Consider the following 13194-nt stretch of genomic DNA (forward strand, 5'->3'; position numbering starts at 1 on the left):
AAATTCAATCCCCGAAAAGTTTTTTATCGAACTTTTCGGGGATACTTATATCTTATGGCGCTGTTAACAATTCAGCATAGGGTAGGGGATAATATCATTCGGGTTAGCATTGTGTTCGGCAATAAATTTTTCCATCCATATCATATCGTACCACTTATCAAATTTGTATGCACATTTATGAAAAATACCGACAGTTTTATAACCGAGTTTTTTGTGAAAGCAAACACTGTCGTTATGCAGATGTTTATCCTCATGTTCAGTGTACGCAATACAAGCATTTACATTTGTCACACCCTGTTTTGTGAGAATTTCTTCGAGCTTTTCGTAGAGTTTTCTTCCGATTCCGTTTCCGTGATTCTCAAGGCGGATATAAATACTTGTTTCAACTGACCAATCATACGCTTTTCTGCCTTTGAAAACTCCGGCATACGCATAGCCGACAATTTTTCCGTTGAGTTCGGCTACAATATAAGGATACCTTTTGAGCGTAGTTTTTATGCGATTTGCAAATTCTTCAATGCTTGGCACATCGTATTCAAATGTGATTGCCGTGTTTTCAATATATGGTTTGTATATGGCGAGCAATTCTTCGGCATCGCTTATTTGTGCCGTTCTGATATGCAATTTATTGTTCACAATTATGACCTCTTTAATACTTTATGACATCATAATAATACACTAAAGTTTAGTTATAATCAATATTTTAGGCATTTTAAAGTATATAAAAAAGAAAAAAGTCGGCACTCAAAAAAGTTGCCGACTGATAAACACCCCAACATTTTTATTATAACACAATGTGAATTTTACTTCAATAGATTTTCTAAAAATAAAATTATAAATATTTTTAATAAAAGTGTTGACAATGTGGACAACTAACTGTATAATATAGACAAAGAAAAGAACTTAAGGAGGTTTTAAAAATGAAAGCAAGAAAACCTTACTTCAAACAAATCAGAGATTATATGCGGAGCTTACCACCTAACTCTACAGCCCGTGTATTCTAAGAGATGATCTTCTAATTCTTACTTGTTTTGTCGGAACAGCTGATTATTTTGATGTTATAAAAACATATTTATTAATTTTTAATCGCAAGAGCATTCCGAATTCGTCTTTAGCAATCTACATCTTATGATTGAAATTCGTCCAATTAAGCATTAAAGGTTATCGAATTTAATACTCGGGAGAACGGAATTTTAATTATAACTTAATATATATTGAAATCTAAAAATTGGTGGTTAGTCCAATGAAAGCTTAATCGTTATTTAAGCAAAATAAGTCCGAAACGGAGATAAGTCCAATGGAAATTAATACTAAAACCAATGGATGAACAGCTTATACAACGGCACACAGAGTAGTCTGAATTTAAAGAATGTAAGAGGCTGAATTTAATAAGCAGTTCAAACGGAATATAAATTTGGAAACTTATAATACAGAGTGAAACCGTAAATTTCAATCTGATTTCTAAAATTCAAGGTAAACTAAAGTGTCAGGAGATAATTCCGATGAGATAAGAACTTAAATTAAATCTCGCTTATGCGACAAGATTGGAGATATTCCGATGTATGCTTGAGATTTTAAACCGATACAAAGTCAAAAATAAAATCCATTAACTGGAATTGGCGGTATACGGTTACTGATATTGATTTGACAAAAAGTTAATATAAGTCGTAAATAAAGCATTGATTAGCAGTAAAGAAAATGTCGGGATGACATAGAAATCTGCAAACAACAGGAGATTATTCCAATGAGAATTTAGGTCTTATAGTTTGATTGTAGTGTACATACTCAGATGTATAAACACAGTTAGTCGAAGTTAAAGTAAAAGGAGTTAATTCCGATGAGATAAGAACTTAAATTAAATCTCGCTTATGCGACAAGATTGGAGATATTCCGATGTATGCTTGAGATTTTAAACCGATGCAAGGTCAAAAATAAAATCCATTAACGGGAATTGACGGTATACGGTTACTGATATTGATTTGACGAAAAGTTAATATAAGTCGTAAATAAAGCATTGATTAGCAGTAAAGAAAATGTCGGGATGACATAGAAATCTGCAAACAACAGGAGATTATTCCAATGAGAATTTAGGTCTTATAGTTTGATTGTAGTATACATACTCAGATGTATAAACACAGTTAGTCGAAGCTAAAGTAAAAGGAGTTAATTCCGATGACTATATAGGCTGACAGTCCAAAATTCCAAAGACTTAGTTTAAGGACAGGTACAATTGATTCAGAGGAAAAGTTGATAAGCTTTTAAGCAATCTTTGTACTGATTGATATTATGAATTTTAACGGTCAAAAGACTTTTATATTCAAATTTAAGAACGGAGATAAGTCCAATGTAATACAAAGTTATTATTGTTGAGGGCATAATATCCGATATTGGAGATGAGTCCAAAGGGCATATTATTTAATTTAAAATAACAACATACCCCTTTAAAAATTGCTATTTATAAATCAACCGATTACGGAGGTGACTGCAACAGCAGTCACCTCTGCTTTGCGTATTATACAATGTATTATCACGAGAAATAGGGGAGTTGCGTTTTTGATAAAATACACATAAAAACAGGGGACAGAAAAATCTGTCCCCTTAACTTTAGGTGCAACTATTATATGTCGATTCCAATTACTCAACGCCGAGAATCTCTTTGCTTGCAACAACAAGCTTTTCACAGATTTCTGCAGCATTATCTTTATCCTTACCGACTGAAGTAATATAGAGCTTAATCTTTGGCTCAGTTCCGCTTGGACGGATAATAACAGCGTTGTCATCCGCAAGGTGAAGAGCAATAACATTTGACTTAGGAAGGTCAATGTCGGTAACGCTGCCTGTTGCAACATCTGTTTCTTTCCTGAGAAAATAGTCGGAAACCTTAACAACATCGTAGCCTGCAATGCTCTTTGGTGTGTTATCTCTTACAGCTGTCATAATATCAGACATCTTTTGCATACCGGCGGCACCGTCAAACTCGAATGAGTATGTCTGATTGAGGTAGTAACCAAATTCTTCGTAAAGACCGTCTATAACCTCAGCAAGTGACTTGCCCTGTTTCTTATAGTAAGCTGCCATTTCACAAACGAGCATTGACGCAACAACAGCATCCTTATCTCTTACATATGTGCCTGAAAGATAGCCGTAGCTTTCCTCAAAACCAAAGAGATATCTGTTTTCTTCATGCTTTTTCTCAAGGTTGAGAATAACTTCACCGATATACTTAAAGCCTGTAAGAACATTCTTGAGTTCACAGCCGTATTTTTCGCAAAGCTTGTTGATGAGTTTTGTAGTAACTATAGTTTTTACTACAACAGGCTTTTCAGGAAGCTTACCGCTTGCCTTTTTACAAGAGAGAATGTAATTGGTGAGCATTACACCGTCCTCATTACCTGAAATGAGTCTGTAACTGCCGTCATAATCCTTAACGGCAATACCTACACGGTCAGCGTCAGGATCGGTTGCAAGGAGAAGGTCAGGCTGTTCTTTTTCACAAAGCTCAAGACCTTTTGCAAGTGCCTCTTTGATCTCAGGGTTCGGATAAGGACATGTTGTAAAGTTGCCGTCAGGAAGTTCCTGCTCGGGGACAACAACTACATCATTAACACCAATCTTGCCAAGAACCTTTCTTACAAGCTTATTACCTGTACCGTTAAGCGGTGTATAAACAACTTTAAGGTCTGCACCCTTGCAAACGCCGGGGTTAACCTGCTGTTCCATAACTTTTTCAAGATATGTGTCATAAACACTCTCGTCAACATATTCAATCATACCGCTCTTAACTGCCTCGTCAAAATCGGCAATTTTAACATCCTTGAACATATCAAGCTTTGAAATCTCGTCATATACAGTGTTTGCGGCAACATCAGTCATCTGGCAACCGTCCTCACCGTATGCCTTATAGCCGTTGTAAGCTGCAGGGTTGTGGCTGGCTGTAACCATAATACCTGCCTGACATTTAAAGTAACGAACAAGGTAAGAGAGAACAGGAGTAGGCTGAAGTTCAGATGTGATGTAAACCTTAATGCCGTTTGCCGCAAGAACTCTTGCCGCCTCATTCATAAATAAATCTGCTTTAATTCTGCTGTCGTGAGAGATTGCAACAGAACCATTGCCGTACTTTTTAAGCACATAGTTAGCAAGTCCCTGTGTAGCCTGACGAACAACATAAATATTCATTCTGTTAGTACCTGCACCGATAATGCCTCTGAGGCCTGCGGTACCGAATTTTAAAGCTGTGTAGAAACGATCATAAATTTCATCTTCGTTGTTTTTTATACTTTCAAGCTCTGCCTTAAGGTCTTTGTCCTCAACTGCGTTTTCAAGCCATTCGTTATAAGTCTGCTTAATATCCATGATTATGCCCCCAACTTAAAATTTTCACAAAAATGCGACCAAATTCTGTGACAAGCCCTTCTTGCCTATCATAATTCACTATACCATAATTCACAAAAAAAAACAAGTTTTTTATTTGTACATTTTCAAGAATATGTGCTGAAAAACAAAAAAATATCACGCAGAAATCATAATTTTTTCCCTGCGTGATATTTATGTCTGAAATCTGTAAAATATTATTTATTTTACAAGTTTATACGAAACTTCGTTTTCGCTCAAAGAGTAACCGTTCTGCTGTGCCTTATGAAGAATCTGCTGAAGATTATCCCACTCTGAGACCTTCGGAATGTAGATATATTTCGGAATTTTTTTGCTGTTTACCGAATAATATGAGCGAAGTCTTGCAAGACTGTTCTGATTTTCCCCCGTAACATATGCCGAAAGCGTTCCGTAAGGAAAATCCTCCGCCGCAAGATAAGTCCATGTTTTTTGCGTAAGGAACAGTATGTTTCCTTTTTCAAGATTCTGATACTGACTGATATCGGCATAAATCTGCTCATAGGTTTGTGCGTTATTCGGTGTTGTTTTTATACCCTTTGCAGGGCCGTTCTGAATTGTCTGTGTCAGCTGTTTCGGTTCACTGTCCCAGAAGCAATGCTCTGCCTTGACGGTAATCTGAAAACAAGCCTGCAGAATAATCAGAAACGCAGTCATCACGAATGCTAAATATTTACACGGAACAGCGTAGTCAAGATTATCGGGATTTGCTTTCATTTCCTTAATCAGGTTGCCGATGAATACAAAGCTTGCGATATTTGATGCGGTGCAAGCCATTGCAGTTACATAAAAATACTGATTTGAAGAGAAACACAATGCAACAGAATAAAAAATTCCGAGAACAAAGAGTGAAGCAAACAGTTCTCTTTGCTTATTTTCAGAAAGAACATACGCTGTGATGCCCATGAAAATCATCGGGAACATAATCGCATTGTAGTAAACGCTTGTCATTGTCGGCATAAACATTACAAGCGCCAAAATAACGATTGCACTTGTAAGAATAAGATAAATCGAACGGTGTTGTTTTCTCTTTCTGTCAAGCAACATAACAATTGCGGTAGCACCGTATGCCATAAGTACATATTTAAAATGAGTGTGACATTCTACGATTGTTTTAAAGTAGTAATTCATCTTTGCCATAAAGCCCATTTGCGGATGGTCGGGATCGGCAAGAAGATAGGGGAGATTTGAGAAAATCTCATTAATACTTACTCTTGAAAGTACAAATACAAGGAAAATAGCCGCAAGTATTCCTGCTCCCAAGGTAAACCACAGAAAAGTCTTAATCGAGAAAAGTTCAGAATTGAACACATTTTTATTAAGGGCAGTTTTCTTAATTACATAGTGAACTCCTATTGCAATAATATACATTACATAAACTGCCGCAAGGTACGGACAGCAGAGAACTGCGCCTGCAAATGCAAGTCCGCTGATTATGAGCGGTAATTTTTTTGAATAATCGGCTGTTGCCATTAAAACACCCGTGAGCGCAATTAGGTCAAGTCCTATTGTGTTATAACTCAATGCCATAATGTCAAACGGTGTAAAGAGGAAATAAAGCACACAACCGAATACTGTGAAATAGCCGTACTTTTTAAGTCTTGAATAGATAACGCACACAATAACAGCGTGACAGATTACATAGAAAACTCTTGCCGCAAAGATTATTCCGACAGTAGATTGCGTAATCATTGTGTAGAGCCATACGAACGGCAAAAGTAAAAATCCTGAAAGTTGTGTGAGGTGCCATTCGTCACCGAGTAACGAATCACCGAGAGTTAATCGGTGCGGAATTGTAAGATAAAACGATTCGTCGTTACCGCCAAAACCGTAATAGCATTTCCAAAGTGAAAATCCAATAGCAAAAGCCATAAGCACAGCAAAAATTATGTGCTGCCACTTTCCTTTATCAGGCTTTGAACGCAAATCCTTTATTATGTTCGCAAGTGATTTAAAACCGTCAATAAGCAGTTTTGCAACAAGATTCATAATAAATGATGCGGCGGCGGAAAGCACAAAAACTATCGGAACCGTAACAAAGTAATACGGAAGTCTGTCAGGCATTAATATTACTTTTTCGCAGAGTACGGGGTAAACAATGCTATCAAAAATAAAGGAAATAAGATAAATTCCAAGTGCAAGGTCAGAAACTTTCCAAAGTGCAATTTTAGCGGCTTTCGGGAAGTTATCGGTCTTGATTCTCTTAATCAAGAGAAAAAGCAGTACAGATAAAACAAACGGTTCAAATCCATACCAATAAATGTATGTACCCGATTTGAATGTTGTGCCGTAGCTTCTGAAATAATTGAATGTGCTGAATACGAAAAGTGAAAAAACAAAGAGTACAAGCATTGTTCTTGTTTTCATTTTCAATCCATATTCTCTTATGTAACAACCCACAAAGTAGTATGCAACGGGGTAGAATCCCTGCCACCAGCTTGGGACAAGTTTCTGAAACTCATCAGATGAAGTCGGATTAGTCCACCAATCAAGTGAACCAAAATTGAAAATATTAAATAACGAGGGGATGATTGTCAGAAAAACAGCTGTTACAAGGAGTACCTGCTTTTGCTTTTTGCTTTTAAGTTTTCCGTAAGCAAGATTAAGGAACGGTGTAAGCAGAAACAACCCTATGTACATTTCAATGTACCAGGAGTAGTTGGAACCGGTAAAATCAAGCGTTCCGAGTATGAAAGATTTCAGGTCAAAAACATCACCTTGTGCAATGTTTTTGTAAATCATACATGCAAGTGTTGAGATTACAAAAACAACAAGTGTTTTCGTAATTCCCGAATAGTATTTTTTACTCAGTTCTTTTTTACTCATCAAATAACCTGTCAGCAACATGAACAAGGGAACGCAAACGGAAAACAGGGTTCTCATTACAACAGCAACATACATCGGTGTCCCTTCGATTGTCTGGCTGTAAAATCCGTTGTGTAGGAAAAAATGAACCGATAAAACGGTAAAGACTGCGATTATTCGCAAAATGTCCAGCGAGGAATCCCTCTTTTTCAGCTTTTCATAATCCATAATTTTTACCTTTCAAGCTTGAAATTTGCAAATCATTGCACATATAGTAATAATAGCATAATTTAGGCATCATTACAATAAATTGCAAACGAAAATATTGATTTTTAATGAAAAAGTTTGTAATGTTGTAACATTGATTTTATAACAAAAAACAAGTGACAGTTTCGGCTGTCACTTGAAAACTTTATTAAATTATGCCTGTTTTTCTGTTTGTTGTTTAGGTTTTCTGAATGAATCAAGAAAAGCTTTTGCGGTATCCATACCGTCAACCGTAAGCAGAATAAACAGAGGCGTCATATCAAACAGGTATCTTGACCTTGTTTCCCATAACAGGAAGAAAAGGAATGCCGCAAATACAACTCCTTTGATTAACAGCATCTCATCAACTTTAGGTTTGATAAGAGTTTTTAATGCCGAAATACAAATCATCAATAAAATGAACAGTTGTAAAGCCGAACTGTAATTTTGGAAGGCCTTGTTGTACTTTCCGTCAATATGCAGAAAATCCATAAGAATATTATCATTCTTTGGCTTTCTGTTATGGTACGAAATGTAATATGTACCGTCCTGCCATGTCCAAACAGCTTTTTCAATCATATGTTCATACAAACCACTAAATTTGTAATCTTTTATTCTTTCTTTAATAACCTTAATGTTAGCATCCTGTTTTTCTTTTTTCGAGGGAAATGAACGAGTGTAATAGTCATCATGCTCATCGTATTTTCCAAGACCTTTAAGCCCCATCATAAGCCAGTGAGTAACAGGATATTCATATTTTTCATACTGCTGTTTCGTGATCGGATTGACAGCGTCAACGGCTGTATTGTATGCGAATCCAATCACACCAAACCCTGCCGTAAACACCAGAATAAGGCAGATTGCTTTTTTTAATCTGAATTTCAAGAACAACAATAAAAGTCCGACTGCGAACAGTATGATAAGACTGCCCTTAACCTTATATCCGAGGAAAATCAATGCACCTGCAGCACAAAGCTTTGCGTACATACTCTTTCTGTTGTCAACCTGTAATGCGGAAACAATGAGATAAACAGCTCCGATAAGAAACGGCATCGACATTGAATCGCTGTAATAGTACGGCAGATAGGTGAGATAAGGTAAAAACAATGCACAAAAAGCAAGTACAAAAAGAGCCTTTTTGTTGCCGAAAAGTCTTTTTGCTGTAAATGCCGTCAGCATTATTGAAATATTAATCGCCAAAATATTAACAACAACAGGTGCAAAATCAACATAATGACCGAATATAAGGTAATTTAATCTTCCGACAAGCGACACAATCAAAAGCAATGCCATATTATTCGGATATCTTACAAGATACTGATAATCGTTTGCGTAATCCTGTTCAATGAGGTTGAAATTGCCGTGAGTTGAAAAATACATTGCATATCTTTTGATGTTATGCAAATCGGCAACAGGTTCAAAATCGGTAAGCAACGCAAAAATAATTTCAACAATCAGAAGAATACCGCATCCGATAAAAATAACATTTTTGGTATTTTTATCATTAAATTCAAATCTCGACTTCGCTTTAATCTTCTTGCAGCTTTTATCTGAGGTGTAATGAAAATACAATGCACATATTCCGACGGTCAAAACGGCAAAAATCAAAAGAATGAACATCTTTGAAAATGAATCGAATCTTCTGTCAACATTTCCGTCAAAGCCAATTATGATAATATTTACAAACAGAAAAACAAAACAAACCGTAAATACTCCGCCGAAAATTCTGGTCAGGACTTTGGTGATTCTATTACTGTTCATCGTCATCAAGAACTTTGTCAACAATAAATCTTGGTCTGCGCTTTGTTTCCATATAAATCTTTCCGATGTATTCGCCTATAACACCGATTGCAAGGAGCTGAAGTCCTCCGATTGCCCAAATTGAACATAAAAGGCTTGACCAACCGCTTACAGTCCAACCGCAGAAAAAGCTGATGAGTGAGTAGATAATCATAATAAGGCTGATGCCGAACACGATTGCACCGAGCCATGTAATCATTCTGATTGGCTGAATGCTGAGAGATGTAATACCCTCCCACGCAAGTGCAAGCATTTTCTTTAACGGATATTTACTTTCACCTGCAAGTCTTTCGGAACGCTCATATGTAACAATATCAGACTTAAAGCCAATCATCGGAACCATACCGCGAAGGAAGATGTTTGTTTCCTTATATAATGAAAAAGCGTTGAGCGCTCTCTTGCTCATAAGTCTGAAATCAGCGTGGTTAAAAATAACCTTAGCGCCCATATGATTAAGAATTTTGTAGAATCCTTCTGCTGTAAATCTCTTGAAGAATGTGTCTGTTTCTCTTTTAGAACGAACACCGTATACAACATCGCAACCGTCCTCGTACTTTGCCACCATTTCATCAAAGGTGTTGATATCGTCCTGAAGGTCTGCGTCAATTGAAATCACAGCGTCAGCCTTATCTTTGAGAGTCATAAGACCGCAGAGAAGTGCATTCTGGTGACCTCTGTTTCTTGAAAGCTTGATGCCCTGGAAAATAGGATTTTCTGTATGGAGTTCTGAAATAATCTCCCATGTTCTGTCCTTTGAGCCGTCATCAATAAACACAATACGGCTGTCGGCAGAAATTTTGCCCTCTGCCATCATCGTGCTGTATTTGTTTAGCAGTTTTTCCGCCGAATCCCTCAGAACTTCTTCTTCGTTATAACAGGGAATAGCCAGATATAACTTAGTCATATAAATTATCCTCCCGAAAAATTGTCACTCAGGTGACTTGTCGCAAGACAGGCACAAAATCTGTCTCTTATCCAAGGGTAATTATAAAACAATATTATATAAAAGTCAACAAACTTACAGCCTTTGTTACAAAATATTGTTATTTTATCGAAACAGAGAGGTGAAAACAGTGTATTTATGAACAAATTCACATATTTTTGTAACAAAACGGTAAAAAGGATTAAATGCTTTTGTAATAAAATCTTTTATTTTTTTAAAATTGCGAAAATCCACTTGTAAACAAAAAACAATTGTATTATAATGGTAGAAGTTAATAACCTATGGAGGTAGATTATAATGTCACAGACACAGAAATCAATTGCAGTATTAACAAGCGGCGGCGATGCTCCCGGTATGAATGCGGCTGTCAGAGCTGTAGTTCGTGCCGGTATAAATAAAGGAATGAAGGTTTACGGTGTTTACCGTGGATATAATGGTTTGCTCAACGGTGATGTTGAGGAAATGAACCTCAGAAGTGTATCTGATATCATCGGTAACGGCGGTACAATGCTTTACACAGCAAGAAGCGAAGAGTACGCTACTCCTGCCGGTATTCAGAGAGCTGCCGATTTTTGCAGAAGCATCGGTGTAAGCGGTGTTGTTGTAATCGGCGGTGACGGTTCATTCAGAGGCGCTCGTTGCCTTACAAACGCAGGTATTAACTGTATCGGTGTTCCCGGCACAATTGATAACGATATTGCCTGCTCCGAATACACGGTTGGTTTTGATACAGCTATGAACACAGCTATTCAGATGGTTGACCGTATCCGTGATACAGCACAGTCACACGACCGTTGTTCTGTAGTTGAGGTTATGGGCAGACGCTGCGGTGATATTGCTCTCCAGACAGGTATCGCAACAGGTGCTACAGCTATCCTTGTTCCTGAGGTTCAGTACAATATCGAAAGAGATGTAATCGCAAGAATCATCAACACTCAGAAAACAGGCAAAAAACACTTTATCGTTGTTGTTGCCGAGGGTGTCGGCGGTGTAAGAGATCTTGCAAAGTATGTAGAACAGCGTCTTGGTATCGAGGCAAGAGCTACAGTCCTCGGTCATGTACAGCGTGGCGGTTCTCCGACACTTCGTGACAGAGTTGTTGCAAGCCAGATGGGCTTTAAGGCTGTTGAACTTCTTGAACAGAATATCGGTAACAGAGTTGTTGCAATGCAGGGCGGCAAGATTGTTGATCTTGATATCAACGAAGCGCTTGATATGCCTCGTGTGTTTGATGAAGAGCTTTACAAGATTGCTATGACAATTTCTATCTGATTTAAATATAACTCGATTATTTCAGGGCGGACATTGTTCGCCCTTTATTTTCTTTTAGGGTTACGCTACACAGAATTTTCTTGAAAGGAATAATTCATAATGCTTGAACAATCTCAAAAGCTGACTGACGGCTTAATTATATATTCCGTTCTTGTTTCAGACTATGAAAAACTTGATTTTAAGAATGATGCACTTGCGGGTGTCCGTGCAAACTATTTTAATTCAGGCTGCAAAGAGCAAAAAGAAATTACCGAAATCGAACTTCACGGTATGGATTACAAGATGTCTTGTCTGCTGACGAAGAATGAACCGCTTTCGTGGAAGGTAACAAGGGATAATCTTCCTTATCAGTCCGTAAAAAGGGCAACAGGCGGAGTTTATTCTGTTATAACTTACAATGACAGGGGAATTGTATTCAAAAGACAATTTTTTGACCGTAATCATACATGGTTACGCACGGAATATTTTAACAGAAGCATTGCCGATAAGCTTATCACGAGAATATATCCACGCAAAGTCAGCGGGATTATAACTCTTGTCACCGAAGATATTGACGATAACGGGATTGTTTCCGTAAAAACTCTTTTCCCGTCTGATAAGCAGTCAAACGAAAATTCAAGGGTTTTGATATATTCAAATGTGGGTATGCTCTGGTATGATGCAAGTTTTTTACCGTCAGATATGCCGTTTACGGAGAAAAAATCTTACGGCAACAGCGGATTTGTGTTTAACGGTGATTTGTTCAAAAATGATTTTGTTCCAGAAAATGCTTATAATCTCGAAGATTGCGCTTATCTTACGGATGAAGATATTCCAAATGTTTCCGACACGGCTGAACCCGTGAGTAAGAAAGATCATTCGGCATACGATATTATTGAGAAAATTCTTGTTGAGGCTCACAAAACAAATAAGGATTTGTTCGGTGAAATTATAAATCATACTGCCGAAGAAGATTTTGAACCAGCGGAAGTTAAAATTGTAACAGGCGAGAAAGACGAACAGCTTTCGGATGATGAGGTTGAAGAAAATTCTCATATTTCAGAACATGAAATTGCAGATGATACAGACGCTGTCGCAGAAACATCAGATGAACAGACAGAAGATTCCGAAAATGTTGTAACTGTTGACAGTACCGACGAAGCTTCCGAAGATGAAGAAACTGATTTTGAAAAAGTTGAAGCAAATATCGACATACATTGCCAAATAGATGATGTGCCGACAGAAGAATCCGATGAAGAAAATCCTGAAATTATAAACGAAGAAGAACCCCATTGTGACGTGGTGATTCTTACTAAATCGGGAAGATATACCTATTTCGGTAATCTTGATGAAAATAATTGCAGAACAGGCAGAGGCAGAACGGTTTCTCCTGACGGTATGACCTCATATGATGGTGAATACCTTGATGACAGGCGCAACGGATTTGGTGTTTGCTATTATAACAACGGCAGTATAAATTATGTTGGAAACTGGACCGATAATTCACGCAACGGCGGCGGTGTCGGTTACAGACTGAGTGACGGTACAATGCATGCGGGTAAGTGGGATAATAATACTCCTGACGGCTATGGTGCAAGATTTGACAGAAACGGAAATCTTATTGATGTGAGCAATTACGAAAACGGTGTTCGCACAGGTAAGAGCGTTTCTTTTGATGAAAACGGCAATATAGTGGTTTCTGTTTATGAGAACGGAGAGAAGATTTCCGAATTTCTTGTTGATGCAGAGGTGTAGGT

The 13194-nt window shown here is 37.5% G+C and carries 7 protein-coding genes; 2 read left to right on the forward strand and 5 right to left on the reverse strand.

Translation table 11 applies throughout. The annotated features are described in order from the left end of the window. Positions 1-63 precede the first annotated feature (63 nt). From WMO31_RS02740 to WMO31_RS02760, 5 genes are all read right to left on the reverse strand, one after another. The gene (locus tag WMO31_RS02740) at positions 64-636 is read right to left on the reverse strand and encodes a GNAT family N-acetyltransferase (protein WP_337621107.1); all 573 of its coding nucleotides are present in this window, start codon (positions 634-636) and stop codon (positions 64-66) included. A 1998-nt stretch (positions 637-2634) separates the two neighbouring features. Further along, entirely contained in the window at positions 2635-4356 is a 1722-nt protein-coding gene (locus WMO31_RS02745; RefSeq protein WP_117971280.1) for a phospho-sugar mutase, read from the reverse strand. A 219-nt stretch (positions 4357-4575) separates the two neighbouring features. After that, the gene (locus WMO31_RS02750) at positions 4576-7425 is read right to left on the reverse strand and encodes an acyltransferase (protein ID WP_367999153.1); all 2850 of its coding nucleotides are present in this window, start codon (positions 7423-7425) and stop codon (positions 4576-4578) included. A 192-nt stretch (positions 7426-7617) separates the two neighbouring features. Then, positions 7618-9204, reverse strand: a complete 1587-nt coding sequence (locus tag WMO31_RS02755; RefSeq protein WP_367999154.1) for a glycosyltransferase-like membrane protein — start codon at positions 9202-9204, stop codon at positions 7618-7620. Further along, positions 9194-10147 (reverse strand): glycosyltransferase family 2 protein, encoded by a 954-nt coding sequence (locus WMO31_RS02760; protein WP_117847328.1) that lies wholly within the window; start codon positions 10145-10147, stop codon positions 9194-9196. Before WMO31_RS02760 ends, WMO31_RS02755 begins: the two co-directional genes overlap by 11 nt. A 336-nt stretch (positions 10148-10483) precedes the next feature. Between WMO31_RS02760 and pfkA the strand changes: the two genes are divergently transcribed. Both pfkA and WMO31_RS02770 read left to right on the forward strand, forming a co-directional pair. Next, positions 10484-11458 carry a 6-phosphofructokinase gene (gene pfkA / locus WMO31_RS02765; RefSeq protein ID WP_046431647.1) on the forward strand — a complete coding sequence of 325 codons (975 nt, stop codon included), beginning with the start codon at positions 10484-10486 and terminating at the stop codon, positions 11456-11458. Between the two features lie 99 nt (positions 11459-11557). Next, positions 11558-13192 carry an MORN repeat-containing protein gene (locus WMO31_RS02770; protein WP_303807444.1) on the forward strand — a complete coding sequence of 545 codons (1635 nt, stop codon included), beginning with the start codon at positions 11558-11560 and terminating at the stop codon, positions 13190-13192. The last annotated feature ends 2 nt before the right edge of the window (positions 13193-13194 follow it).

The sequence above is a fragment of the Ruminococcoides intestinale genome (assembly GCF_040095935.1).
GTDB lineage: Bacteria > Bacillota > Clostridia > Oscillospirales > Acutalibacteraceae > Ruminococcoides > Ruminococcoides intestinale.

What these genes read in the sequence shown, in the direction of transcription:
- WMO31_RS02750 (WP_367999153.1), bottom strand. Translation starts at nt 7,425, where the DNA reads ATGGATTATGAAAAGCTGAAAAAGAGGGATTCCTCGCTGGACATTTTG.
- WMO31_RS02745 (WP_117971280.1), bottom strand. Translation starts at nt 4,356, where the DNA reads ATGGATATTAAGCAGACTTATAACGAATGGCTTGAAAACGCAGTTGAG.
- WMO31_RS02755 (WP_367999154.1), bottom strand. Translation starts at nt 9,204, where the DNA reads ATGAACAGTAATAGAATCACCAAAGTCCTGACCAGAATTTTCGGCGGA.
- WMO31_RS02760 (WP_117847328.1), bottom strand. Translation starts at nt 10,147, where the DNA reads ATGACTAAGTTATATCTGGCTATTCCCTGTTATAACGAAGAAGAAGTT.
- WMO31_RS02770 (WP_303807444.1), top strand. Translation starts at nt 11,558, where the DNA reads ATGCTTGAACAATCTCAAAAGCTGACTGACGGCTTAATTATATATTCC.
- pfkA (WP_046431647.1), top strand. Translation starts at nt 10,484, where the DNA reads ATGTCACAGACACAGAAATCAATTGCAGTATTAACAAGCGGCGGCGAT.